Consider the following 26,245-nt stretch of genomic DNA (forward strand, 5'->3'; position numbering starts at 1 on the left):
TTTCAGCGCGCGCTTATCGGGTCGATCGTGTCGTCATGGTCGAGCGCGCCGATCAGGCTCACGTGAGCGGCGACGATTTTCCAGCCCTCAGTGGGACCAAGCCGCGCCCACGTCTGCATCTGGCGGCCGAGCAACGGTGTCGCGTCGCTGGTGAATTCAGTGCTGACGGTCGCGAAGTCGCGTCCGAAGGTCGTCACCACGGTGCGATGCAAGGTGCGCGACGTCGGCACCGGCTCGCAGCGCTCGCGCCACGCACGAATCGCCGCCCCGCCGTGCTGGATTTCGCCGATGCCGTAGCGGACTGTCTGCGGCGTGTGCCAGAACAGCGCGTTCATCGCGTCGATGTCGTGGTCGATCAGCGCCCGCTCGTAATCGGCAAACGCCGCCTGCACCTGCGCCACGATATCGGGCTGATTTATTTCCATGCTGGGTGAGTCCCGTCGAGTTTCATCAAGGAAGACAGCGGCGCGGTCCAGCCGACAATACCGCCTTGCGAGCGCACCATGTCGAGCGTCGCCTGTTTGAACGCGGGGAAATAGCTCGCGGTCGCGTCTTCGATCAGCAGGCTGTCGTAGCCGCGATCGTTGGCTTCGCGCATCGACGTCTGCACGCACACTTCGGTGGTCACGCCGGCGAACACCAGGTGCGTGATGCCGCGCAGCGCGAGTTCTTCTCCGAGGCGCGTCGCGTAGAACGCGCCCTTGCCCGGTTTGTCGATCACGAGTTCGCCGGCCAGCGGCGTGAGCGGCTCGACGATCGCATTGCCGGGTTCGCCGCGAATCAGAATGCGGCCCATCGGACCGGCATCGCCGATACGCATGTTGGGCGCACCGCGCAGGCGTTTGGCCGGCGGGCAATCGGACAGGTCGGCGGCATGCGCTTCACGCGTATGCACGACCAGCCAGCCATGACGGCGTGCAAAGGCCAGCAGCGCGGCCACGGTCGGCACGATTTCCGCGAGCAGCGAGACGTCGTTGCCGAGCGATTCGCCGAAACCGCCCGGCTCGATGAAATCGCGCTGCATGTCGATTACAACGAGCGCGGTGGACTTGGCGTCGAAGGAAAACGGGCTGGGTTGAGCGTCGATCGTCGAGGTCGTGGCGGCGGTCATTCGATCACTTCCTTGTAGTGTTCCGCGGGCACGGCGTGCCGCGCCGGGGTGTCGCCATGCCCGGCCATGTGTTGGCCGAGCACGGCACGATCCGCGTGCGCCGCCGGGGTGTCGAACACCAGTTCGCCTTCGGCGATCACCATGATGCGGTCCGCCAGTTCCAGCAATTCATCGAGGTCTTCGCTCACCAGCAGCACGGCGGCGCCGGCATCGCGCGCGGCCATCAGACGCGCATGAATATCGGCCACCGACGCGAAATCGAGCCCGAAAACCGGGTTCGCGACGATCAACACGTCCACCGGCTGGCCGAGTTCGCGCGCCAGCACCGCGCGCTGCACGTTGCCGCCCGACAGCGTGCCGATCGCTCGTTCGGGCAGCGGCGGCCGCACGTTGAACTCCGCGATCCGCTGCGCCGCGCGCTCGCGCAACGCGCGACGGTCGAGCCACCAGCCGCCGCGCCGCAACGGCTCGCGGTCGAAGTCGCGCAACGCGAGATTCTGCGCGATGCTCATCGCGCCGACGCAGGCGTTTTTCAGCGGTTCTTCGGGGATCGCGAACACGCGTCGCTGGGTCATCTCGGCCCGGGTCGCGTGGTACGGCTTGCCGGCAATCCACATGTCGCCGGTTTTGACGCGGCGCTGGCCGACCAGCGCTTCCACCAGTTCCTTCTGGCCGTTGCCGGACACACCCGCGAGTCCGAGAATTTCGCCCGCACGGACCGACAGCGTGGCGTGCTTCACCGCGGTGTGGCCGCGATCGTCTTCCACCGATACGTCGCGCAGTGCGAGACGCACGGTAGCGGATTCGTCGACTGGTTTGCGCGGCAGACGTTCTACCTTGACGGCGGCGAGCACGGCGGCGGGTGTTGCTGTCGGGGTGGTCGCAGTCGTCGCCGTGCCCATCATCCACGCCGCGAGCTGGTCGCGGCTCGTGTCCGCGACCGCGCTCGTGCCGACTTGCCGGCCCTTGCGCAACACCGTGACGTCGTCCGCATAGGCCATCACCTCACGAAACTTGTGCGTGATCATCAGCACCGTCAACTCGCCGCGCGTGGTCAACGCGCGCATCAGGCCCAGCACCTCATCGGCTTCCTGCGGCGTCAACACCGAGGTCGGTTCGTCGAGGATCAGAAACCGCTGCTGCAGATAAAGTTGCTTGAGAATTTCGAGCTTCTGCTTTTCGCCGGCCGCCAGCACGGCGACCGGCGCGTCGAGCGGCAGACGGAACGGCATGCGCTGCATGAACGCGGCGAGCGCGGCGCGTTCCGCTTTCCAGTCGATTTTCCACGGCATCTGTCCGCGCGCGAGCAGCAGGTTTTCTTCGACCGACAGTCCGCTAGCCAGCGTGAAATGCTGATACACCATGCCGATGCCGAGCGCCTGCGCATCGCGCGGCGAATGGATGTGGACCTCGCGGTCGTCGGCGGCGATCTGCCCGTCGTCGAGCAGGCCGTAGCCGACCAGCCCCTTGACGAGGGTGCTCTTACCCGCGCCGTTTTCGCCGAGCAGCGCGTGGATCGTGCCGGCTTTGACCTTGAGCGAGACGCCGTCCAGCGCGCGGAATGCGCCGAACGATTTGCCCGCGTTCATCACTTCCACGCCGAGCGCTTGCCGCTGTGCCGTTGCCATGATCAGCCACCCAAGGTCTGGAGCAGCGCGGTCGAGTTCGAGACCGTGCCGAATACGCCGCCTTGCATCGTGATCATGTGCAAGGCGGCGGCGTGATTGCCGGGATCGGTCGCGCCGCAGCAGTCGGCCAGCAGCGTGCATTCGAAGCCGCGGTCGTTGGCTTCGCGCATGGTCGTGTGAACGCAGACGTCGGTCGTGATGCCGGTCAGAATCAGATTCGCGATGCCGCGCGTGCGCAGGATCAGTTCGAGATCGGTCGCGCAGAACGAGCCCTTGCCCGGTTTGTCGATCACGATTTCGCCCGCGAGCGGCTTCAGCTCGTCGATGATCTCCCAGCCCGGTTCGCCGCGCACGAGGATCCTGCCGCACGGACCGTCGTCGCCGATACCCACGCCGTCGGTGCCCGCGCGGCGGCTGCGCCAGCGCTTGTTGACGGGCAGGTCGGACAGATCGGGGCGGTGCCCTTCACGCGTATGGATGATCGTGAAGCCCTGCTCGCGCATCGTCTTCAGCACGCGGTTGATCGGCTCGATCGGCGCGCGCGTGAGCGACAGGTCGTAACCCATCTTGTCGACATAGCCGCCGTGGCCGCAGAAATCCGTCTGCATGTCGATGATCACGAGCGCCGTGTTGTCCGGGCGCAGGTTGCCGTCGTAAGGCCACGGGTACGGCTTGGCTTCGATGAATCGGGTCATGGTCGGGATGTCCTGGGTTGGGTTCGTTTGCGTCGTCTGCGTCGTTTTCGCTGAAGGCAACCCCGTTGGCGGAGGGCTTCGCGGCGAAAGCAGCAACAGCGTCTGGAGCGGCGTGAACATGTCGGCGGTGAAAACGTCAGCGGGTCAGGCTGAGTTCGCCGGGCGCGCCCGCGAGCGTGCGATCCGGACGGCAATTGACGATCATGATCGCGAGCGTCAGCACATACGGCGCGGCGTTGAACAGGTAATAGCCACTGGTCACGCCGACCGCCTGCAACGCGGGCCCGAGCGCGCCGGCCGCACCGAACAGCAACGCGGCCCATAGACAGCGCAACGGTTGCCAGCGCGCGAAAATCACCAGCGCGACGGCCATCAATCCTTGTCCGCTGGAGAGCCCCTCGTTCCAGCTACCCGGGTACACCAGCGACAGATACGCCCCGCCGACTCCCGCGAATACACCGCCCACCGCCGTCGCGGCGATGCGTACGCGGGTGAGCGGATAGCCCATCGCGCGCGCGGTTTCGGCGTGATCGCCGACCAGCCGCAGCACCATCCCCCAACGTGTATTGCGCAGCCCCCATTGCAGAACGAAAGCCAGCGCCACACCGATCACGAACAGCAGATTCAGATGCAGCGCGTTATGCAGTTGCGGCGACGACGACCATGCGCCGAGATCGATAAACGGCAGCATCGGCGCTTGCGGTTCGATGAAGGGTTTGCCGAGATAGAACGCGAGTCCGGTGCCGAGCAGCATCAACGCGATGCCGAACGCAATGTCGGAGACGCGCGGCAGCGAGCACACGAGACCGTGCAGGCAGCCGAGCAGCAAGCCGACCAGACCGGCGGCGAGTACGCCCACCCACGGCGAGCCGCTCAGAAACGCGGCGGCGTAACCGCTCATCGCGCCGGAGACGAGAATGCCTTCGAGGCCGAGATTCACGCGCCCGCCTTTCTCGGTCAGACACTCGCCGAGACTGACGAACAGATACGGCGTGCTGACGCGGATCGCGCCGGCGAACAGCGACAGCAACAGGATCACGATGGGCGAGTGCATATCAGGCATGGGTCTGCTCCAGTTGCACGGCAGGTTCGGTACGCGCGGCGGCCTGCAATTTCACGCGCCACGCGGCAATCCGGCCGCCGAGCGCTTCCCATGCAAGCAGGTTGGCGAACAGCAGGCCTTGCAGCACCAGCGTGGTGGCGTCGGGCAGATCGAGATGCCGTTGCAGCAGGCTGCCGCTCGCTTCGATGCCGCCGATCATCAGCGCGCACGCAATGATGGCGAGCGGATTCTGGCGCGCGGCGAAGGCCACGAGGATGCCCGCGTAACCGTAGCCCGCGAGCAGCGACGCATTTGCGCTGCCCTGCACCGCCGCGACCTCGAACATGCCGCCGAGGCCGGCCGCCGCGCCGCCGAGCACGCAGGCGCCGAGCGCCAGCAGGTTGACGGGCAGGCCGACCAGCCGCGCGGCGCGATGGCTGCCGCCCACCACGCGCATCGCGAAACCTTGCGTGCTGAATTTCACGAAGACCCACGCGGCGAGACACGCCACCACGCCCCAAAACAAGCCCCAATGCGTGTCAAGTCCCGGGATCGAGCCGATCATCAGCGCGTCGGGCACCGGCAGCGTCGACGGTTTGTTCAGGCTTGCGGGATCGCGCAACGGCCCTTCCACCAGATGCTTGAACACGGCGATCGCGATATACGACATCAGCAGGCTGCTGATCGTCTCGTTGACGCCGCGCCACTGCCGCAACGCCCCGACCGCGCCGATCCAGACGCCGCCGGCCAGCATGCCGGCGAGCGCCATCAGCGGTGTGGCGATCAGCCAGGGCGTGTTGTGCGGCAGCAGTTGCGGGACGATCGCCGCGCCCAGACCACCGAGCGCGAGCGCCCCTTCGCCGCCGATCACGATCAGCCCGACCTGTGCCGGCAAGGCCACGCACAACGCGGTCAGCATCAGCGGCGCGGCGCGCAGCAAGGTGCTTTGCCACGCGAACGACGAACCGAACGCGCCTTCGAAGATCAAACCGATTGCATCGGGCGCGGGCTGTCCTTGCACCAGCAGGAACAACGAAAACAGCAGCAAGGTGCCGAGCACCGCCAACACGGTCGGCAGCGCGGGCAGGAGCGACAGCAGCGCTCTCGCGGCGAAGGGATTGGGGGGATGGGCACGCATCACGGCTCCTGGATTCAGACAAACTCGTCAAGCAAAAACGTGTCGCGCACAGCGCCGCGATCAGATCTGACCGACGACGCCCGCGACCAGATAGTTCATGCTCTCGAGCGTGTAGTCGGTCTGCCCGTGGCTCGCGCCCGAGGCGATCGCCATGCCGCCCTTGTTGTCTTTCATCGGGCCTTTGAAGATCACGAAGTTGCCTGCCACCATGCTGGTTCTGATCGCATCGGCATTCTGCTTGGCCGCCGCGCTGACCTTCGCGCCATACGGCGACATCTTCACGAAACCTTCCTTCAGGCCGCCGCGCAGCACGTTGGGTTGCGGCGTGCCGGCCTGCGCGCCCGTCACCAGTTGCCTGTACGGCGTCGCCCAGTCCCACTCGGCACCGGTCAGATAACCCTTCGGCGCGAGCGCCGCCTGGCTCGCGTGATAGCCGCAACTCATCGCGCCGCGCTTCTCCGCGGTCTCGACCACGACCTTCGGGCCGTCGACGTGGCAGGTCACCACGTCGCAACCCTGATCGACCAGACTGTTGGTGGCCTCGGCTTCCTTGACCGGCATCGACCAGTCGCCGGTGAAGATCACCTGGGTGGTGATCGACGGATCGACCGACTGCGCGCCGAGCGTGAACGAATTGATGTTGCGCAGCACCTGCGGAATCGGCTTGGCGGCCACGAAGCCGAGCTTTTTGCTCTTCGTCATATGACCCGCGACCACGCCGTTCAGGTACTGGCATTCGTCGATATAACCGAAGTAGCTGGTGATGTTCGGCGGGTTGCCCTGCTTCCACAAACCGCCGCAATGCGCGAAACGCACCTTCGGATACTTCGCCGCCATCTTCAGCACGTGTGGGTCGAAGTAACCGAACGAGGTCGCGAAGATCAGCGTTGCGCCGTCCTGTTCGATCATCGCTTCCATGGTTTTTTGCACGGCGATGGTTTCCGGCACGTTCTCTTCCTCGACCACCTTCACATCGGGCATCTTCTTGATCACGGCGGCGGCTTGCGCCTGCGCCTGGTTGTAACCGTAGTCGCCGCGCGCGCCGACGTAGATCACGCCGACGGTGGTCTTCGGCGCGGCAAACACCGACTGGAACGGCAGGATATTGCCGAGCGTCAGCATGCTGGCGCTGGTGATGAAATGGCGGCGGCTGGTCATGGTGTCCAATTCCTGATCGAGGGTTAGAGAGCGTTGGTTTGCGGGTTCGGCTGAACGCCGGCGCGCGGATTGTCGTGCGGGTTGTCGGGCGGCTCGGCGCGATCGGCGGTGGCGCGGTCGAGCCAGGCGAGCCAGCCGCCGAACACGGTGATGTCGAGCGCGCCGCTGGTGTCGCTCACAGCCGACGGTTCGCAGATAAAGCCCTTCACCGCGCGACCGCTCGCGAGTTGCAGCGTGCCGATGCCGAGCGGCGCGGGCACGTCGGCGACGAATGGGCCGAAGGTGCGCAGTGGGATCTGCCAGACTTCGACGGCAATCGGTGCACCTGGGTGGGCTGCGTCCGTGCGGACCAGGCCGGGCTTGGGCGGTTGGGTGTTGGCCAACGCGTAGAGGCGGTAATCGGGCGTCGTCGTGGTGGCTTCGACGAAGCGCGCGCCGGCTTGCTGAAGCTGCCAGTTCAGCGGCTGTCCACGCAGATGCGCGCCGACCACGGCGAGCGCGACGGTGGGTTCCTGGAACGGCAAAGGGGGGATTGCGCTGGCGCTGGTGCTCATTCCAGCGGCAACACTGTTTGCGTCGGCGAACAGCGCCTCGATCCGCGCCGCCAGCTCCGCGAGCTGACGATCCGCGCCGCTCGGCGCGATCAGCGTGACGCCGGCCGGCAAGCCGTCGTGACGGCGCCGGCACGGCACGGCCAACGCGCACAGATCGAGCAGGTTCACGAAGTTCGTGTAGTAGCCGAGCTGGCTGTTCAGTTCGACCGGATTGGCCGCGACGTCCGCGATCAACGGATGGGTCGGCGCGGTCGGCACGATCAGCACGTCGAAGGTGTCGAACAGCGCTTCGGCGCGGCGTTTCAGATCGACGAGCGCGTACTGGCCGTTGAACGCGTCGACGGCGCTGAACCGATCCGCCTGGCCGATCACCTTCGCGACGACCGGATCGATCGCGTCACGATGTGTGTCGAAAAACGCCCCGAGCGCGGCACGGCGCTCAGCGACCCACGGACCGTCGTAGAGCAGCGCGGAAACCGCTTTGAATGGTTCGAAGTCGACCGGCTGGGTACTCAGAGACAGATGCGTCGACAGCGTATCGAGCGCAGCGGAAAACGCCTCGCTTGCCGCGGCGTCGCCATAGAATTCGAGCGAATCCGGCACGCCGATCCGCGGGGCGGCGTGCCACAGACCCTGCATCGGCACCTTGCGCGAATAGCCGTCGAGCGGATCGAAAGCCGCGATTTCGACGAGCACGCGCCACGCGTCGCCAACGTCGTGCGCGAATACGGAAATCGTGTCGAGGCTGCGGCAGGCCGGCACCACGCCGCGCTTGCTGACCAGTCCCAGCGACGGCTTCAACCCGACGAGTCCGTTGAATCCAGCCGGCACCCGCCCCGACCCGGCGGTATCCGTGCCGAGCGAAAAAGCTACGCAGCCCGCCGCCACCGCGACCGCCGAACCCGAACTCGAGCCCCCCGACACGCGCAACGGATCCGCCGTATGCCGCACGGCGCCATACGGCGAGCGCGTGCCGACGAGGCCGGTGGCGAACTGATCGAGATTGGTCTTGCCGATCAGGATCGCGCCGGCGTCGAGCAAACGCTGCACGGCGAACGCCGATACGTCCGGCGTCGTGCTGAACGCCGGGCAGGCGGCGGTAGTCGGCAGGCCGGCGACGTCGATGTTGTCCTTCACCGCGAACGGCACGCCGAACAGCGGCATGCGCTCGAAGACGGCGCGGCCCTGCTCTTCATAAGCCACTTCGAGCGCACGGGCGCGGGCCATGAGGTCGGCGCCCGGCACACGGAGCGTCCAGACTTCCGGCCGATCGATGTCGTCGATGCGAGCGAGCGCCGACACCACGACTTGCGACGGCGTGAGAACGCCCGAGGCATAGCCGTCGAAAAGGCTGCTAACCGTAAAAGGTCGTGGAATAGACACGCTGTTTTCCTTGAGTCCAATCTTGAATACAAGTTTGAACTCAACTAAGCAGGAGCTATGCCAAACGCAGTACGGGTTTCGCTGGAGAGCCTGTGCGGCTTGCCTGGAAAGGGTTGCGAGACGACGCCGCCGGTCTCGGAGCGTGATGGCGGCGCTCGTAGCTAGCTGCACTCATGGTGCAGCGCTCACCAAGTCGGGGCCGCCTCGCCCAGTCTTTGCGCCAGGCCGTGCGCCGTTGCGACGCATAGGCCGCCCGTGGGGCCGAAGTTATATTTCGGCCGTTAGCCACTGCTTTATCCAATTCACTATCCCGATCGAATGAGCCTCCTACTGGATCGGAATATCGCGAGGGAAATCCTATGCCGCGAGCGTTAAAACGCGTTTTCATTTATTACGCCCTGCTTTTAACCGGTGCCTTTCTGCTCTCTACCGCTAATGCAGCCGATACGCGCGTATTTTGGCAAGATTCAGACAATCTGAGAAACGAAAAGCTTAAATCAAGAATTGAAGCGGGAAATCCGGCACAACGACGGACTCTCACCCTGGATTTCGCCAGCTTAAAATTAGAATTAGCGGCCATTCCGATAAATTCCGAAGAAATAACGCCACGATCTAAATCGTCCGATGTTCGATTGTCTTTACCTTTACCTGAAGGCGGTTTTTCCGAGTTTGTCCTGTCCGATTCCGGAACCGTGCCGCCGGCGCTAGCCCAACGCTATCCGGAAATCCGCAGTCTGAAGGGCCGCGACGGCGAAGGACGCACCGTGCGTCTCGACATGTCGCCGCAAGGCATGAAAGCCATGGTGTACGACAAGGACGGCGCCTGGCTGGTGCAGCCCGTGGAAACGCTGAGCGGTAAGGTGCAAAACGCTCCGGCGCGCGGCGGACAATACTGGAGCTTCCGCCGTCATTCGCTTCCTGCTTCGGATCAGCCATTTCATGAACACATCACCGATTCCGCTTCCGACCATCGACTATCCGACGCGAACCGCGACGCGTCTCAGTCGCGCACCGCGACCGGCAATATTCGGCGCGATTATCGTATCGCCGTTGCGGCGGCCAGTGCCTATACCGCCAAATTCGGCGGCACGGTGGCCGGCGGGTTGGCGGCCATCAGCCTGATGATCAACCGCGTCAATGAAATATTCGAGCAGGACTTCAACGTGCATCTCACGTTGGTCCCCAACAATGACAAGCTTATTTATACGAAGGCCGCCAACGACCCCTACCTGAAAGGCGGCGATATATTGCTAGCCAACGTCGAGAATCTGGACCGTGTCATCGGCGCGTCCGGCTTCGATCTTGGGCACGTCGTCACCACGGCTAGCGGCGGCGTTGTCGGACGTATCGGCAATACCTGCCGCAACGATCCCGGTAAAAACAATAAGGCGGCCGGTACAACGGGACGGACTAATCCCGTGGGAGATGCGTTCTATGTCGATTTCGTCTCGCATGAGTTGGGGCATCAATTCGGCGCCTGGCATACCTTCAACCGCTGCGGCGGCGGAAGAACGACGCTGCCGGGCTCGGCGCTCGAACCCGGCAGCGGCTCCACGATCATGGGATACGCGGGCATGTGTCTGCCCGCGGAGAATCTGCAGGATCACTCGGATCCGTACTTCCATGCCGTCAGTCAGGCTCAGGTGAATGCCTGGATTTCATCGAAAGGCGGCGACTGCGCGGTTAAAAGTCTCAATCGGGGCAGCGCGCCGACCATCGAGCCGCTCAGTCTGTCGGCGGGCGGTCTCGACACGCTGACGATTCCCTCGGGTACCCCGTTCGTGCTGAGCGGGTACGCAACCGGAAGCACACGCGCAACGATGACGTATGGCTGGGAACAGTTCGATGCGGGCCCGGTGCAAGGCATCGTACTCAAAGACGACGGCGTGGGTCCGCTGTTCCGTTCCTACCTCCCTAATACCAGCGGCGAGCGCGTGTTCCCGCGCCTCGCGGCGGTCCTCGGTGACGAGCCGTTGGGCAAGGGAGAGGCTTACCCCGCCACGAACCGCACACTGACGTTCCGGTTGACGGCGCGCGATACCGCCCAGGACACTACCGCCAGCTCGGATGTCACGCTCAATGTGCTGAAGACCGCGCGTCCTTTTGCCGTGACCCTGCCGGGACGTTCCGCGACCTTATCCGGCGGCTCCGTCCAATCGATCGGCTGGGACGTCGCAAGCACCGACCAGGCGCCGATCTCGTGCGCCCAGGTGCGTATCGATCTGTCGCTGGATGGCGGGTACACCTATCTGCCGCGCCCGCTGGCCGCCGCCGTGCCGAACACCGGCAGCGCGTCCGTCATGCTGCCGCGCGTGAGCGAGCGGACCGCTAAAGGTCGCGTCAGGGTGAGTTGCATCGGCAATGTCTTCTTCGCGGTTTCACCTTCGAACATTGTTATCCAGTAACGACGCGGGACGCTTCACGCAGCAACGCGTCGTGCCGATTATTGTCTGCACGGCGCGCGAATTTATACTCCGTACTCCGACGGGTGCGCTCACGACCCGTCTCCCGCTGCGGAGTAGCCATTGCACGACACCCGACTCGCCGTCTCGACCGGTGGCATGGTCACCAGTCCGCATGCGTTAGCGAGCGTTGCCGGCCGCGACGTGTTGCGCGCGGGCGGCAACGCGATCGAAGCCGCGATAGCGATCGGCGCGGCGTTGTGCGTGACGTATCCGCACTTCACCGGCCTGGGCGGCGACGCGTTCTGGGTGATCGCCGACCGGCACGGGACATTGCGCACGTTATCGGGCATCGGTCAGGCCGCGGCGCAATTGCCCACGTTCGACGGCGCCATTCCGCTACGTGGCGCGGCGGCCGCGCTCACCACTGCCGCCACCGTCGACACCTGGTCACAGGCCGACGAGATCAGCCGCACAGTCTGGGGCGGCCAGCAAACATGGGCGACACTTTTCGCGCGCGCGATCGAATACGCCCGCGAGGGTTTCCCCGTGACGCCGTCGCAGCATTTCTGGCAAAGCCTGCGCGCCGATGAATTGCGCGCCCTGCCCGGCTTCGCCGCGACGTTCGCGCCACACGGCCGGATTCCCGCCATCGGTGAACGCTTCACGCAACCGGCGCTGGCACGAAGCCTCGAACGTCTTGCCCGTTTCGGCGCCCAAGAGTTTTATCACGGCGAACTGGCCGAACGCATGGCTCGCGGCTTGCAGCAGGCCGGCTCGCCGCTGCGCTTGAGCGACTTCGCCCAAACCCGCGCACGCGACGAAGCGCCGCTACGGGTTGCTTACCGTGGCGGCGAACTGGCGAGCCTGCGACCGCCGACCCAGGGCGTCACCACGCTCCAGATCATGGGGATACTCGAACGCTTCGAGCTGGGTTCGATCGCCGAAGGCAGCGCCGACTACTATCACCTGCTGGTGGAAGCGGTGAAATGCGCGTTCATGGATCGCGATCGCTACGTGGCCGATCCGGAGTTCACGCATGTGCCGGTCGACGACATGCTCTCCGCCGCCGCCCTCGACGCGCACGCGCGCACCATCCACCCGCACGACGCGCGGCCCTGGCCGCACACGTTCCGCCCGGGCGACACCGTGTTTATCGGCGCGACGGATCGCGAGGGCCGCAGCGTGAGCGTGCTGCAAACGGTGTACTTCGATTGGGGCAGCGGCGTGGTGGCGGGCGACACGGGCGTTCTGTGGCACAACCGCGGCGCGTCGTTCAGCACGAACCCCACGCATCACAACGCGGTACAACCGGGCAAGCGTCCTTTCCACACGCTCAATCCCGGTATGTATCTGCAAGACGGCCGGCCGCGTTTGCTGTTCGGCACGCAAGGCGCCGACGGTCAGCCGCAAACGCTGGCCGCGATCCTCACGCGCCTGATTGACTACGGCATGGACCCGCTCACTGCGCTGGCCCGGCCACGTTTCCTGCTTGGCAAGACCTTCTCCGACACGCGCGATGCGTTGAAACTCGAAGCGGATGCCGGCGCCGACGTCTTCGCGGCCCTCGCCGCGCGCGGGCACGAAGTCAGCGCGATCCCGGCGCAGAGTCCGCTGGCGGGCCACCCCGGCGTGATTCGCCTCGACGCGAGCGGCGTGGCGTGCGGCGCGCACGATCCACGCAGCGATGGACGCGCACTCGGCGTCGATTTCTAGCCAACCGTCCGGTTCTTGCACGGCGCAACGGCCCTACGGTAAACCGGATCAGCCCGCGCAACGAGCCTGATAAGCTACGCGGACGCCGTGTGGGCCGGACGCACTTGCGCTACCCAAGACCGCTCGCGCGCCCCATTCCAGAACCGAAAAAATCGGAGACAACATGAAGCCGACCGTTCATCCGGATAGCGACACCGCCTCAGCGAACATCACAAAACGGATCGAAGAACTGGCGGATTGGCGTGGCGAAACGCTCGCTCGCCTCCGCGAACTGATCCACGCCGCCGACGCCGACATTCAGGAAGAGTGGAAATGGATGGGCACGCCTGTCTGGTCGCACGACGGCATTGTCTGCACCGGCGAATCCTACAAGCAGGCCGTCAAGCTCACGTTCGCGCGCGGCGCCGCGCTCAAGGACCCGAAGAAGCTCTTCAATGCCAGCCTCGACGGTAATACGCGGCGCGCGATCGACATTCACGAAGGCGAGAAGATCAATGAAACCGCCTTTAAGCAATTGATTCAGGCGGCGGTGAAAGCGAACACCGAAGCGCTCGCCGAACGCGCAGCGAAGAAAAAAAGCAAACCGCGCGTGTGAATCGTTTAGCTGAACCTCGTGCCTATTCCAGCGTAAAGCGGTCCCGCGTGGTCACGTAGTCGCTGGCGCCGAACCGGCCCACCGGAAAGTAGTGCTGCAACCGCACGCGCCAGGTGTCGGTATCGATCAACTCGTCGCGCGCGTGGAGCCGATGCACCCGGCCGATGAAAATCTGCCGGCTGCTCGTCTCCAGCGTCTCCCAGATCGTGCATTCGAACGCGACCGGCGCTTCGGCGATACGCGGCGGCGCCACGTGCGTGCTCGGCACCGCCGTGAAGCCGACCTCGGCCAACTCGCTCACATTGGGCGGCAGCCTTTCCCCGCAGCGATGCATCTTCAGCGCGATGGCTTCGTCGGCGAGATGCACGACAAACTCGCCCGTGCGCACGATATTGACCGCCGTGTCCTTCAGCGTGCCGTCCGCGACGCGGTTGATGCTGATCATCACGATCGGTGGTTCCTCGCCAAGCATGTTGAACATCGAGAACGGCGCGGCATTGATGGTGCCGTCGGCGCCGAGCGTGGTGACGAGCGCGATAGGACGCGGCACGATCAGGCTCGCCATCAGTTTGTAACGCTGGTATTCGGTGATCGCGTCGAAGTCGATTTCCATCTCAGCGCCCTTGAATCGGAACAGCGTGCCCGACGAGGCCGAGCAATTGGCCCAGACTTTTTTCACCCCGCATTCGCGTGATTTCGATGCGTTCCTCGATATGCCGTAAGTGCGCTTCCATTAGCGCCATTGCGCCCGCGGCATCGCGCGCTTCCAGACAATCGACGATCGCCGCGTGTTCCGCGTGCTCGCACGGCGCGTTGCCCGGCGTCTCGTAGACGCCGACAATCAGCGAACAGCGCGAGACCAGTTCCTTCAGGTAGTTCTGCAGGATCGAATTGCCCGCCAGCGCCGCGATGCGCATATGGAAGCCGCTCGCGAGCGTCGCCCATGACGGTTGATCGAAACGATGCATCGCCGCGTGCTCGCTCGCGAGCTGTTGACGCAAGGTCTCGATGTCATGCGCGCTCGCGCGCTGCACGGCCAGTTCCACCAGCATCCGTTCGACCGAGCGCCGCGCTTCGAAAATCTCGCGGGTTTCCTCCGGAGTCGGCTCCGCGATCACCGCGCCTTTGTTCGGGCGCAGTACCACGATGCCATCGTAGGCGAGCTTTTCCAGCACGCGGCGCACCACCGCGCGGCCGACGCCGAACAACTGGCAGAGCTCGGGCTCCGGCAATTTCGTGCCGGGCGTCAGGCGATGATTCAGCACGCCGTCGAAGATCGATTGATAGAGGCGCGCGTCGACGTCGGCGTCTTCTTTCGGCGTTCCCCTGGTGGTGCCCTTCGGCGTTCTTTTAGCGGTGGCCGCGCTGGCGTTCGTGCTCATGCCTCGGCCGGCCGCAACACGCCGTCCCGTTCCAGTTGGTCCATGTGATCCGCGATCGCGCCCGGCGTGGTGACCCACACGTCGCCTCGGGCGCGTGCCGCGGCGATATGTTCGAGCGCGCGCCGCAAATGCCGCAAGCGATACGGCTGCCCGACCAGATAAGGATGCAGCGCGATGCCCATCACCAACGCCTGCGGCTCTGCGCCACGGTTGGCCTGGTCGAGCATTTCGTCGAACTGGTCGACGATCATGTCGGCGAACGCGCGGCCGTCCATCAGGCGGCCGACCATCATCGGCAGATCGTTGAGTTCCTGCGGATACGGGATCGACCAGAGCGGCGCGCCGCGCGTGGCCATCCGCACCGGACGGTCGTCGTGGCACCAGTTCAGCGTATAGCGGTAGCCGGTTTCGGCGAGCAGGTCCGGCGTCAGAGGCGACTCCGATATCCACGGCGAGAGCCAGCCGTGCGGCGGCGTGCCGGATTCGTCGACGATCCGCTCGCGGCAATGCAACAGCAACTCGCGCTCGCCGGTTTCGTCGAGTTCGCTCTGCCGGTGCGCGTTGGTGTGGCCGTGGCCGATCAGTTCGTCGCCGCGCGCCACGCACGCCGCGATCAATTCCGGGCAGTGATCGTAGAGCGCGGTATTGATCAGCGTGCCGGCCGGCATGGCCAGTTGATCGAACAGTTCGATGCAGCGCCACGCGCCCACCCGGTTGCCGTATTCGCGCCAGCTATGGTTCAGCACATCCGGTTGCGGCGACAACGGACCGAGCGCCGCGCCGAGGCCTTCGCCAAAGGCAAAGTGCTCGATGTTGAAGCCCAGATACACCGCCAGCCCGCTGCCGCCCGGCCAACGGAACGCGTCGCGGTCTGTGATCGGCCGGTACGAAAAACGGCCGTGCGTGGCAAGCCGTTGACGCGCGCGGTTCTCTGCTAAGGGCAAATTGCGTGTGTCGTTCATGGAAAGAAAGCGTGGGTGGCGAAACGCGGCCGGTACCGTTGCGGATGAATCGGTTTGGCCGGTTCATGCCCCGCGACGGATCGAAGACGCACCGTGATCGCGCAAACCGGATGACTCGGATCGCTAACGATCGACGCTGCGGATCGTTTGCAATATATGCGCCAACTCGCCGACGTTAAGCGGACCGGCGTGTCGGCAATCGATGCATGCCGTAGCGCAATGGATGGCACATGTCTTGCATTTACGTCGCTTCGCCCAGGCCGTGCGGTTTCTCGCATGCGTGCCGCGTTTCGCCGTTCACGAGGACTTGCCCTTCATGATTCAGCCTGTTTCAAAGGTGCTCGACACCCACGCCGCCGATATCGAACTGGTCCACGTGTCGAAGCAGTACGGCGACGCGCTGGCCGTCGACGCCATCGACCTGCGCATTGCCGGCGGCCAGTATTGCTGTCTGCTTGGGCCCTCGGGATGCGGCAAGACCTCGACCTTGCGCATGATCGCCGGGCATGAATCGGTCACCGAAGGTGACATTCTGATCGCGGGCCGCAACGTCACCCGCGCCGAGCCCGCGGCACGCGGCACCGCGATGGTGTTCCAGAACTACGCGCTGTTTCCGCACCTGAGCGCGCTCGACAACGTCGCGTTCAGCCTGAAGATGCGCGGCATCGCGAAAGACGAGCGCCGCAAGCGCGCCGGCGAACTGCTCGAACTCGTCGCGATGTCCGCGTATGCCGAGCGCAAGCCGGCCCAGTTGTCGGGCGGTCAGCAACAACGTGTGGCGCTGGCGCGCGCGCTGCTGAATCAGCCCGGCTGTCTGCTGCTCGACGAACCGCTGTCCGCGCTCGACCCGTTCCTGCGCGTGCAGATGCGCGCGGAACTCAAGCGCTGGCAGAAGGAACTGGCCATCACGTTCGTACACGTCACGCATTCGCAGGAAGAAGCCATGGCGCTGGCCGATCTCGTGGTCGTGATGAGCCACGGGCGGATCGAACAGAGCGGCACGCCGCATGAGGTGTTCAACCGTCCGCGCACCGAATTCGTCGCGCGCTTTCTGGGTGGTCATAACGTGTTCAAGAGCAATGGCCACTTGTTTACCGTGCGCGCCGATCATCTGCGAATCGTGCCGCATGGCGTGACGCCCGTGCAGAACGCCGGCGGCGACAGCGGCCTGACGCGGATCGGCGGCGTGCCCTGCACGGTGCGCGAAGCCGAATACCAGGGCACGCATCTGCGCATGACGCTCGATCCGCTCGACGGCTCCCCCGAACTGATTTCGCTCGTCGGCGATGGCGACTATGACCCGGCGCGGCTCGGTCCCGATGCGCGCGTCGTGGTCTGGTGGAATGAACAGGATGCGCATCCGCTGGCCGCGTGAGCGTTTGAATGCTTGCGTGGTGGCGTGTCGCTGCTGCGCATCGCAGTAGTGAATAGAACGTCAAATCGAACGTCAATCCCGCGTCAACTGAGGAGAAAGCAATGACTGAAGCGAACGAGAGCCCGGCAGCGGCCGCCGTAGAGGGCAAGGAAAAAGGCCTGTCGCGCCGCACGTTCATCAAGGGCGCGGTGGCGGCGGCCGGCATTGCCGGTTTTCCGTACGTGCATGCACAGGAAAAGATCACGCTGCGTTATCTCGGCACGGCGGTCAACCAGAGTTCCGACATTGCGAAGAAGTTCAAGGAAGACACCGGCATCGAGATTCAATACATTCCGGTCACGACCGATGACGTCGCCAAGCGCATCATCACGCAGCCCAACTCGTTCGATATCGTCGACACCGAATACTTCTCGCTGAAGAAGCTGATCCCGGCCGCCACGCTGGCGGGCATGGACACGAAGCGCATCAAGCTCGCCGACAAGATCACGCCGGTGCTCACACGCGGTGAAATCAACGGCAAGAAGATCGGCGACCAGGGCACCGCGCCGAAGAAGGTAATGTTCCTGACCGGCCCGCGTTCGACCGAGTTCTCCGCCACGCCGACCCAGTGGATGACGCTGATCCCCACCACCTACAACGCGGACACGCTGGGCATTCGTCCCGACCTGATCAAACGGCCGATCGACAGCTGGGCGGAACTGCTCAATCCGCAATTCAAGGGCAAGGCGGCGCTGCTGAACATTCCCGCGATCGGCATCATGGATTCGGCAATGGCGATCGAAGCAATGGGTCATATCAAGTACGGCGACAAAGGCAACATGACCAAGGCCGAGATCGATCAGACCATCAAGATCCTGATCGAAGCGAAACGCGCCGGCCAGTTCCGCGCGTTCTGGAAGGACTTCAACGAAAGCGTGAACCTGATGGCGTCGGGCGAAGTGGTGATTCAGTCGATGTGGTCGCCCGCCGTGACGAAGGTTCGCACCATGGGCATTGCCTGCAAATTCCAGCCACTGAAAGAAGGCTACCGTTCGTGGGCCTCGGGCTTCGGTTTTCCTCGTTCGCTGCAAGGCAAGAAGCTCGACGCCGCGTATGAGTTCGTCAACTGGTTCCAGGACGGCTGGGCCGGCGCTTATCTGATGCGTCAGGGCTACTACTCCGGCGTGCTCGAAACGGCGAAGACGCACATGCAGCCGTACGAGTGGGACTACTGGATCGAAGGCAAAGCGGCGGCGCAGGACATCAAGGCGCCGGACGGCCAGTTGCTCGAAAAAGCCGGCACCGTGCGCGACGGCGGCTCGTACACGCAGCGTATGGGCGCGATTGCCTGCTGGAACGCGGTGATGGACGAGAACATCTACATGGTGCAGAAGTGGAACGAGTTCATCGCGGCCTGAGTGTTCAGCAGGCTATTAGACAAGCGGTCAATTAAGGGACTCACTGAGCAAGCCATGGCCACCATCGACCTACCCTCGCGCGCGCAGGACGAGCCCGTCAAGCACCGGCGCGCGCCGGCCTGGCTGCAGGCGACGCCGCTGACACTGACGTTCCTGCTGTTTTTTATCGTGCCGCTGGTGATCACGCTGATCGTCAGTTTCTGGGACTTCAACGAATACCAGATCATCCCCGCGTTCACGCTGAAGAACTACGCGGCGATCTTCAACGGCTGTTCGTCGATGACCGACGTCTGCGTGACACTCAAGACCTACTGGTCGACGCTCAAATTCTGCGCGATCGTGTGGGCGGTGACCCTGCTGCTGGGTTTCGCCATCGCCTACTTTCTCGCGTTCCATGTCCGCACCACGAGCATGCAGACGGTGCTGTTCCTCGTCTGCACGATTCCGTTCTGGACTTCGAACGTGATCCGCATGATCTCGTGGATGCCGCTGCTCGGCCGCAACGGCCTCGTCAATCAGGCGCTGATCGGCGCGCATGTGATCGATCAGCCGCTCGAATGGCTGCTGTATTCGAACTTTTCGGTGGTGCTGGCGTTCGTGCATCTTTACACGTTCTTCATGATCGTGCCGATCTTCAACGCGATGATGCGGATCGACCGCTCACTGCTCGAAGCGGCACGCGATGCCGGCGCGAGCGGCTGGCAAGTGGTGCGCGACGTGGTCGTGCCGCTGTCGAAAACCGGCATTGTGATCGGCTCGATCTTCGTAATCACGATCGTGATGGGCGACTTTCTGACCGTCGGCGTGATGGGCGGCCAGCAGATCGCGTCGGTCGGCAAGATCATTCAGGTGCAAACCGGCTACCTGCAGTTTCCGGCGGCCGCCGCCAACGCGATCATTCTGCTGGCCGTGGTGCTGATGATCGTGTGGGCGTTGACGCGGGTCGTCGATATTCGCAAGGAGCTGTGAAAATGCAGGCCATTCGCGTCAAACACCGGGAACGGCGGCCGGCGAGTTTCTATTGGCTCGCGCTGCTGTTCGGCCTGTTCGTGCTGTTCCTGTACGGACCGGTGATCACGATTTTCATTCTGTCGTTTCAGGGCCCCGAAGGCGGCCTCACGTTCCCCATGCGTGGCGTGTCGCTGCACTGGTTCGCGGTGTTGCGCGACGGCGTGGGCGACATCGATATCTGGGCCGCGTTCGGGCGTTCGGTGCGGCTCGCGTCGGCGGTGACGGTGCTCACGGTGCTGTTTTCCGTTGCGGCCGGTCTCGCGTTCCGGCGCAAGTTTCGCGGCGATACCGCGGTGTTTTATGTGTCGGTCGCCAGTTTGATCATGCCGTCGATCATCGTTTCGCTCGGCATCGGCCTGACCTTCCGCCTGCTCGACAATGGCGTGAAGTATCTGGCTACCGCGTGGGGCTATCAGTCTTTCGCCGATAGCTATACGACCTCGATGGGGTTGTTCACGTCGGCGCTCGGCGCGCATTTGACGTGGACGCTGCCGTTCGGCCTGCTGGTCATGTTCGCGGTGTTCAACCGCTTCAATCCCGCTTACGAAGAAGCGTCGCGCGATCTCGGCGCGACGCCGTGGCAGAGTTTCCGCCATGTCGTGCTGCCGATCATCGGACCTTCGGTGGTGGGCGTCGCCATGTTCGGTTTCACGCTCTCGTGGGACGAAATTGCCCGCACCTCGCAGGCTATCGGCGATCAGAACACGCTGCCGCTCGAACTGCAGGGGCTCACCACGTCGGTCACGACGCCCGTCATTTACGCGTTGGGCACGATGACGACGGTGTTGTCGCTGACGGTGATGGGCGTGTCGCTATTCGCGGTGCGATGGCTGTCGCGCCGGCGCGCGGTGGCGGCGCTGAAATAGCGCGGGTGGCGGCAGCCTGTCGGATTGAACGAACCCGCTGAACACGTTGAACTCGCTTCGCTCGCTGAACCCAGCGAGCATTTCACTTCTGGTGCTAAGAATCGGCCAATTTCTTCGTTGCTAGCGTACGCCTTGCTCCCGTACCGTTCTCCGATTGCGCACCACGCGCACCCGTTTTGTAGAACCCATGGCAGCAAACGAATCGCAACCGACCCCGACACACTCCATCGCCGACGCCGCGCAACTGTTCGGCGAAGACGATCTGACGCGCCGCTTCGCGCCGGTTTTCGCGCGGATCGCCGAAGGCGCGGTGCAGCGCGAACAACAACGCGAGCTGGCCTATGCACCGGTCGACTGGTTGCGCGACGCGGGCTACACCAAACTGCGCGTGCCGAAAGCGTACGGCGGCGAAGGCGTGTCGTTCACGGCGTTTCTCGCGTTGGTCACGCGGCTCGGCGAAGCGGATTCGAATCTGCCGCAAATCCTGCGCGTACACGGCGGCTTTATCGAGTCGCTGCTGGAAAGCGACGACGAGCCGTTGCGCGACCGCTGGTTCACACGCATCGCGCAAGGCCAGATTATCGGCGGCGCGACCTCCGAGCGCAGTGCGGCGACCGACAACAGCGTGCGTCTCACGCAGACTAACGGCGCATGGCATCTCGACGGCGAAAAGTACTACACCACCGGCACGCTTTACGCGGACTGGGTCGACGTCACCGCGCACGACGGCGAGAGCCATGTGCGCGTCATCGTCAAAGCCGACGCGCCGGGGCTCGAACGCATCGACGACTGGGACGGCTTCGGTCAGCGCCTGACCGGCAGCGGCACCGCGCGTTTCAACCAGGTGCCGGTTGCGATCGACAATCTGTACCGCCGCTATCGCGCGTCCGAGCCGCGCAGCAACAGCCTGCTCACATCGTATTACCAGGCGCTGCACATCGCGAATCTGGCGGGCATCAGCCGCGCGGCGTTGCGCGACGCGGTGGCCTTCACGCGGGCCAAAACCCGCACGTTCGGCATTCCCGGCGAATCGAGCCCGCGTGACAACCCGCTGGTGCAGCGTGTGATCGGACGGCTCGCGAGCCTCGCGTATTCGACGCAGAGCCTCAGCACGTCGCTGGCCCGCGCGATCGACGAAGTCTCGGCGGCCCGCGCGCAAGGCCGCAGCAATGAACAGGCCTACGTCCACCTCGACATTCAAACGTTTCAGGCGCAGCAGATCGTGATCGAACAGACGCTGCAAGCGGCGACGCTGCTGTTCGAAGTGGGCGGCGCGTCGGCCACCAGCGAGTCGCGCCGCCTCGACCGCTACTGGCGCAATGCGCGCGTACTCGCCTCGCATAACCCGGCGATCGTCCGCGAGGCTGCGATCGGCGACTTCTATCTGAACGGCAACGCGCATAACGAGCGCTTCGGGCTTGAGCCGCAAAGCGCTTCGGTTGCGGCTTCGGCTTCGGCTGCGGCTTCTGTTCCTGTCGCCTCGTATTGACCGGCGTCTCCAGGGCGGTCGAATGTACGCCGCCACGGGGCAACCGGTCGGCACACGCATGCGCTAAGCTTGCGCAACCGAACCGCCCTGACGAGCGTCATGAAGAACCTGCCCGCCTACGAGCCTCCCGTCGACGAAGCCGAACTGCTGCTGAAGTGGATCCGCCGCGCGCGCGAATCGCAGATGAGCCATTACGACATGGCCGACCTGCTGTCCGCGCGCGACCGCCAGCTCGGCTGGCTGGTCACCGCGTTGACCGCGTTCGTCGGCACTGCGGTGTTTGCGTCGCTCACCGCGGCGGCGGTCTCGCCGGCGTTGCGGATCTTCGTAGGGTTGGTCAGCGTCGCAGCGGCGGTGTCGGCGGCGTTGCAAACCTTTCTGCGCTATGCGGAGCGCGCGGAAAAGCACCGCGCCGCCGGTGCGCGTTATGGCGCGGTACGCCGCCGACTCGAAGCGATCTTCGTCGGCGACGCCGATGCGCGCGACGGTCACTACCTCGCCGCGACGCGCGAAGAGCTCGACCGGCTCGCCGAAGATTCGCCCAATGTGCCGCCACGCGTGTTTTATCGCACGCAGCGCAAGCTCTCCACCGACCCGCTGCGCAGCCGCGACGCCTGAGCCACGCGAAGCCCTGAAGAGCCAGCGCACACCGGCCCCGCCCGGTCGCCGCGTCCCCTCGATCCCGCCAGGGCTTAAGCCTCACTTAAGCTAGCGCCACCCATAATCCGTGACGCTCGGAATACCCGTTTGATCCCCGCGCTATTCCGCCCGGATTCGCTGCGCCGCCTTACTGTCCGATACCAGGAGCCTTACATTTTGGCGGCCTTTAAGCTGGCCTGATTATGGTATCGTCCGGCCTGCGCTTTAGATGCGCACGCCACACTCAATCGGGCGCGAAATCGCTCCCTAAAAAAATATCATGGATGTCCAAAACGCCCGTCGCTGGGCACCAAGGGGTACACGCGCCTGGCTAGTCGCGGCCGCTGCATTGGCCGTTGCCTGCGACGTGCGCATGCTGCTTCACCCGTTGATCGGCCCGTTCTTGCCGGGCACCGCGTTCTGCATCGCGGCGTCGCTGGTCGAGTATTTTTTCGGTCTGGCGCCCGCGCTGGCAGTGATGGTGCTCGGCCTGGGCATTGCCGACTATCTGTTCGTGCCGCCCTACGCGGCCATCACCACATTCAACCAGGCAGACGTGGTGCTGCTGATTTCCTATCCGCTCGTCACGCTGCTCGTGATCATTCTGATCGAACGCTTGCGGCGCTCGCAGTTCCGCGCGGAGTTGATCGCGTCGGTGGCGCAGTCGCGCTATGAAATGCTGCTGCGTCACGACAACGAACGGATGCTGGCGCGCCGCGCCGTCGACGAAACGCACCGGTTGTTGCGCCATCTGTCGCATCACCACCGCACCTTCATTTTTATTCAGGCGCTCGAACGCGACGCGCTGCAACCGGCCGACGACCTCAAACAGCACAGCGTGCTGCCGCGCCTGCCCAATGAGATCGCGCCGGGTCCGCGCTTTGCCGACGTCGATCCCGACGACATTCAGCGCCTGGGCAAAGCATTGCGCGCCGGCACGCACCGCGTGCGCCTGAAGACCGGCGACGGCGCGGCGAAGCTCACCGAATGTGTGTGCGAACGCTTCACCACGCACGCCGGCGACTTCCTCGTCTTGCGGATCGGAGCCTGAGCCAATGAATCAACCGACCCAGCCGACCAGCCTGTTCTTTCCCGGCGACGACCACGCGGTGCTGATGCTGCACGGGCTGTCGAGTTCGCCGCTCGAATTGCGTTTTCTCGCGCGCTATCTGAATGCGGAAGGCTTTACCGCCTGCGCGCCGCTGCTGCCCGGCTATAGCGCCGGTTCGAAAGAAACCGCGATGGAAACGTGGATCGACGCCGCCGTGCGCGAGTACGACGCGCTGGCCGAGCGCTTCACGCATGTGTCGATCTGCGGGCTGTCGATCGGCTCGGCGCTGGCCCTCGCGCTTGCGCATCGCCGTCCGCAGGCGCAGTCGCTCGTGCTGCTGTCCTTGACGCTTTCTTACGACGGCTGGGCGATTCCCTGGTATCGTTTCCTGCTTAATTGGGCTTACTACACGCCGATGCGCAAGCGCTGGCGCTATCGCGAGGCAGCGCCGTTCGGCCTGCGCAACGAGGCGCTGCGCGCGAAGATCGCGCGTGCCATGCAGCGCAGCGACTTCAGTGAAGTCGGGCCGTCCACGATCTCGCTGCCGGCGTTGCACGAAGCGAGCCGTCTGGCGTCGGAAGTTCGCATACTGGTGCGCGACATCAAGACGGATTGCCTGATCGTGCACGCGATCGACGACGAGACATCGAGCCCACGTAACGCCCAATTCGTGGCCAGCCATATCGGCGCGGCCTTTTTACGGACAATCTGGCTGGATGATTCGTATCACATGATTACGTCGGACAACGAGCGCGAAATCGTCGCGCGCGAAACCGCGCTGTTTCTGCGCGAAAGCCAAGCCGTTCGTAGCGGCGACGACGGCCGTCAGCCCGTCGTCTCGAAGGCGCTCGCGCGGCGCCTGCGGCAACTTGCGGCACTCGGCAAGGAGCGGGCATGAGCGCGCGTGTGAAGCTGGGTGGACGCAGCCTTGTTGGACAGCGCGTTGTCGGGCACGGCCGGCCTGCCCGTGCGTCGCTGACGCTGGCATTGGCGCTGAGCGGCGCGCTGCTGGGTTTGACGGCAGCGCAAGCCGCCCATGCGGACGACACGACGCCCGCTACAAGCACTGACGCCAGCACCGCCACCGCCGCGTCTTCCGACAGCAAATGGAAGATTGGCGTCGGCCCCGGCCTGGTGGTCACGCCGAAGTATCCCGGCTCGCGGCAACTGAGCTACATCCCGTTTCCGGCGCTGGACATTTCCTACGACGACCGCTTCTTCTCGCAAGGCCCGGACGTGCTCGGCGTCAACGTACTGCGCGGGCCGGCCTATCACCTGGGCGCGGCGCTGAGTTTCGATTTCCAGTCGCGCAAGGAGTCGGACGATCCGCACCTGCACGGCCTCGGCAACGTGGACGGCGGTCCCAAGCTGAAGCTGTTCGGCGACTACACGTGGTGGGCGTTCACCGGATCGGTGGCGCTGTATCAGGATATCGCCGGGCATCATCAAGGCACGACGATCAGCACCGATCTGGTGGCGTCGGCGCCAGTGGGCGGCTGGCTGTTCTCGGTCGGGCCGGGCTTCACTTGGGCCAACGGAACGTACACGCGGACGTTTTTCGGCGTCTCGCAGCAGCAGAGCGCGGCGTCGGGTTTGCCCACGTACAACACCAGCGCCGGCATACGCGATATCCATATGAATGCGATGGTGACTTACGATTTTTCGCGGCACTGGAACGGCTCGGTCGCCGCGACCTTCGGGCGCCTCGAACACAACGCGGCAAATAGCCCGATTACCGAAAAGCGCTTCGAGTTGAATACGCTGGCGTCGGTGAATTACAAGTTCTGATTGTTGTTGAATGCGCGCCTGGCGGGCCGGCTTGCATCGATGTCGGCCCCGACTCAAGCGCGCAATCGGTGAAACGCCGCTCAGGCGTCGTCGCCCAGATCGTCGACCGCGATCCCCAACTCCGCGGCCATGCGTCGCACTACCGTCTGGAGCCGGCTCACTTCTTCCGCGAGCCGCTTCTGCTCGGCCTTCACCGCCTCGAACGCGGATAACGGCACGGATTCGTCGTCATCGCCCGGCTGGGCCAGTTCGCTCGCGCTGACTTCACCGCACAGCAGATGCGTCCAGCGGTTCTCGCGCTCGCCCGGCGTGCGGGCCAGTTTGACGACGCGCGGCGGGTCGTTGGCCGCGAGCTCGTCGAGAAACGCCTCGACCGACGAGATGTCCGCGAAACCATGCAAACGCGCGCTGTTCAGGCGCAATTCGGCCGCGGTCTGCGGGCCGCGCAGCAGCAAGGTGGTCAGCAACGCGCCCGACTGGCTCGGCAAGCCTAGCACCCGGTTCATGTTCTGCTCGAAACGCGGCACGCGGCTGCTGCTGCCTTCCATCACCAGGCTCAGCCGTTTCAGACCGTCGACGGCGGTCAGCACTTCGGCTTCGGTGGCGTTCATCACCGGCGCGCGGCCGGTTTTCTGATTGCAACCCAGGGTCAGCGCGTTCAACGACAGCGGATAACTGTCCGGCACGGTGTGCTGCTTTTCGACGAGCACGCTGAGCACGCGCCCTTCGAGCAAGGTCAACGCGCGGAGGGAGGGACGGGAAACAGCGTCGGGAGTGGTGTTCATGGATGATGTTGCGGCTGGAGTCGCCGGGTCTCGTAGATGGGGTGCGTTGCCTTGCACAGCCTGGCGGCGCTTTCTGGA

General features: G+C 64.5%; 24 protein-coding genes. 12 read left to right on the top strand and 12 right to left on the bottom strand.

The window, feature by feature from the left end; translation table 11 throughout:
• Nucleotides 1–2: 2 nt before the first annotated feature.
• The 8 genes from hpxZ to atzF form a co-directional block, all read right to left on the bottom strand.
• Nucleotides 3–425: an oxalurate catabolism protein HpxZ gene (hpxZ, locus tag GGD40_RS36015; RefSeq protein ID WP_179746917.1), complete on the bottom strand. Its 423-nt coding sequence runs from the start codon at nt 423–425 to the stop codon at nt 3–5.
• Nucleotides 416–1,111 carry a cysteine hydrolase family protein gene (locus GGD40_RS36020; protein WP_179713507.1) on the bottom strand — a complete coding sequence of 232 codons (696 nt, stop codon included), beginning with the start codon at nt 1,109–1,111 and terminating at the stop codon, nt 416–418. The genes hpxZ and GGD40_RS36020 overlap by 10 nt, the downstream gene beginning before the upstream one ends.
• A complete protein-coding gene (locus GGD40_RS36025; RefSeq protein WP_179746918.1) occupies nt 1,108–2,739 on the bottom strand; it encodes an ABC transporter ATP-binding protein in 1,632 nt (543 codons plus the stop codon). Before GGD40_RS36025 ends, GGD40_RS36020 begins: the two co-directional genes overlap by 4 nt.
• 2 nt (nt 2,740–2,741) lie before the next feature.
• Nucleotides 2,742–3,434, bottom strand: a complete 693-nt coding sequence (biuH, locus tag GGD40_RS36030; RefSeq protein WP_179746919.1) for a biuret amidohydrolase — start codon at nt 3,432–3,434, stop codon at nt 2,742–2,744.
• Between the two features lie 136 nt (nt 3,435–3,570).
• Nucleotides 3,571–4,497, bottom strand: coding sequence for an ABC transporter permease (locus tag GGD40_RS36035; RefSeq protein ID WP_051980811.1), 927 nt, complete (start codon nt 4,495–4,497; stop codon nt 3,571–3,573).
• Nucleotides 4,490–5,614, bottom strand: coding sequence for an ABC transporter permease (locus GGD40_RS36040; protein ID WP_179746920.1), 1,125 nt, complete (start codon nt 5,612–5,614; stop codon nt 4,490–4,492). The genes GGD40_RS36035 and GGD40_RS36040 overlap by 8 nt, the downstream gene beginning before the upstream one ends.
• 60 nt (nt 5,615–5,674) lie before the next feature.
• Nucleotides 5,675–6,772, bottom strand: coding sequence for a BMP family ABC transporter substrate-binding protein (locus GGD40_RS36045; RefSeq protein WP_035557244.1), 1,098 nt, complete (start codon nt 6,770–6,772; stop codon nt 5,675–5,677).
• 23 nt (nt 6,773–6,795) lie between these two features.
• On the bottom strand, nt 6,796–8,709 hold the full coding sequence (gene atzF / locus GGD40_RS36050) for an allophanate hydrolase (protein WP_179746921.1): 1,914 nt from the start codon (nt 8,707–8,709) through the stop codon (nt 6,796–6,798).
• A 359-nt stretch (nt 8,710–9,068) separates the two neighbouring features.
• Between atzF and GGD40_RS36055 the strand changes: the two genes are divergently transcribed.
• From GGD40_RS36055 to GGD40_RS36065, 3 genes are all read left to right on the top strand, one after another.
• A complete protein-coding gene (locus GGD40_RS36055) occupies nt 9,069–11,114 on the top strand; it encodes a reprolysin-like metallopeptidase (RefSeq protein ID WP_179746922.1) in 2,046 nt (681 codons plus the stop codon).
• A 156-nt stretch (nt 11,115–11,270) separates the two neighbouring features.
• Nucleotides 11,271–12,827 carry a gamma-glutamyltransferase family protein gene (locus GGD40_RS36060; protein ID WP_179747164.1) on the top strand — a complete coding sequence of 519 codons (1,557 nt, stop codon included), beginning with the start codon at nt 11,271–11,273 and terminating at the stop codon, nt 12,825–12,827.
• A gap of 163 nt (nt 12,828–12,990) precedes the next feature.
• Nucleotides 12,991–13,422: a DUF1801 domain-containing protein gene (locus GGD40_RS36065; protein ID WP_179746923.1), complete on the top strand. Its 432-nt coding sequence runs from the start codon at nt 12,991–12,993 to the stop codon at nt 13,420–13,422.
• A gap of 22 nt (nt 13,423–13,444) precedes the next feature.
• Here GGD40_RS36065 and GGD40_RS36070 read toward each other — a convergent pair whose 3' ends face one another.
• The 3 genes from GGD40_RS36070 to GGD40_RS36080 are packed head-to-tail and all read right to left on the bottom strand — an operon-like array spanning nt 13,445 to nt 15,766.
• Entirely contained in the window at nt 13,445–14,035 is a 591-nt protein-coding gene (locus GGD40_RS36070) for a flavin reductase family protein (RefSeq protein ID WP_035557256.1), read from the bottom strand.
• Between the two features lies 1 nt (nt 14,036).
• Entirely contained in the window at nt 14,037–14,804 is a 768-nt protein-coding gene (locus GGD40_RS36075; RefSeq protein WP_179746924.1) for a GntR family transcriptional regulator, read from the bottom strand.
• Complete coding sequence (locus GGD40_RS36080; RefSeq protein ID WP_179746925.1) at nt 14,801–15,766, bottom strand: polysaccharide deacetylase family protein; 966 nt, start codon at nt 15,764–15,766, stop codon at nt 14,801–14,803. Before GGD40_RS36080 ends, GGD40_RS36075 begins: the two co-directional genes overlap by 4 nt.
• Nucleotides 15,767–16,082: 316 nt before the next feature.
• Here GGD40_RS36080 and GGD40_RS36085 point away from each other — a divergent pair, with 316 nt between their 5' ends.
• The 9 genes from GGD40_RS36085 to GGD40_RS36125 all read left to right on the top strand — a co-directional run bounded on the left by GGD40_RS36085 (nt 16,083) and on the right by GGD40_RS36125 (nt 25,382).
• Entirely contained in the window at nt 16,083–17,141 is a 1,059-nt protein-coding gene (locus GGD40_RS36085; RefSeq protein ID WP_179713487.1) for an ABC transporter ATP-binding protein, read from the top strand.
• Nucleotides 17,142–17,242: 101 nt separating this feature from the next.
• On the top strand, nt 17,243–18,538 hold the full coding sequence (locus tag GGD40_RS36090; protein ID WP_179713485.1) for an ABC transporter substrate-binding protein: 1,296 nt from the start codon (nt 17,243–17,245) through the stop codon (nt 18,536–18,538).
• Nucleotides 18,539–18,592: 54 nt separating this feature from the next.
• Entirely contained in the window at nt 18,593–19,507 is a 915-nt protein-coding gene (locus GGD40_RS36095; protein ID WP_179746926.1) for an ABC transporter permease, read from the top strand.
• A gap of 2 nt (nt 19,508–19,509) precedes the next feature.
• Nucleotides 19,510–20,415 carry an ABC transporter permease gene (locus GGD40_RS36100; RefSeq protein ID WP_179746927.1) on the top strand — a complete coding sequence of 302 codons (906 nt, stop codon included), beginning with the start codon at nt 19,510–19,512 and terminating at the stop codon, nt 20,413–20,415.
• Between the two features lie 187 nt (nt 20,416–20,602).
• Nucleotides 20,603–21,904 (top strand): acyl-CoA dehydrogenase family protein, encoded by a 1,302-nt coding sequence (locus tag GGD40_RS36105; RefSeq protein WP_179746928.1) that lies wholly within the window; start codon nt 20,603–20,605, stop codon nt 21,902–21,904.
• 99 nt (nt 21,905–22,003) lie between these two features.
• Entirely contained in the window at nt 22,004–22,522 is a 519-nt protein-coding gene (locus tag GGD40_RS36110) for an SLATT domain-containing protein (protein WP_179713475.1), read from the top strand.
• Nucleotides 22,523–22,823: 301 nt separating this feature from the next.
• The gene (locus GGD40_RS36115; protein ID WP_179746929.1) at nt 22,824–23,594 is read left to right on the top strand and encodes a DUF4118 domain-containing protein; all 771 of its coding nucleotides are present in this window, start codon (nt 22,824–22,826) and stop codon (nt 23,592–23,594) included.
• Between the two features lie 4 nt (nt 23,595–23,598).
• Entirely contained in the window at nt 23,599–24,492 is an 894-nt protein-coding gene (locus GGD40_RS36120; protein WP_179746930.1) for an alpha/beta hydrolase, read from the top strand.
• The gene (locus GGD40_RS36125) at nt 24,489–25,382 is read left to right on the top strand and encodes a MipA/OmpV family protein (protein WP_179746931.1); all 894 of its coding nucleotides are present in this window, start codon (nt 24,489–24,491) and stop codon (nt 25,380–25,382) included. The genes GGD40_RS36120 and GGD40_RS36125 overlap by 4 nt, the downstream gene beginning before the upstream one ends.
• Before the next feature lie 80 nt (nt 25,383–25,462).
• Here the strand turns inward: GGD40_RS36125 and GGD40_RS36130 are convergent, their stop codons facing one another.
• Complete coding sequence (locus GGD40_RS36130) at nt 25,463–26,167, bottom strand: YceH family protein (RefSeq protein ID WP_179713469.1); 705 nt, start codon at nt 26,165–26,167, stop codon at nt 25,463–25,465.
• Nucleotides 26,168–26,245: the final 78 nt, after the last annotated feature.

The sequence above is a fragment of the Paraburkholderia bryophila genome (assembly GCF_013409255.1).
Taxonomy (GTDB): Bacteria; Pseudomonadota; Gammaproteobacteria; order Burkholderiales; family Burkholderiaceae; genus Paraburkholderia.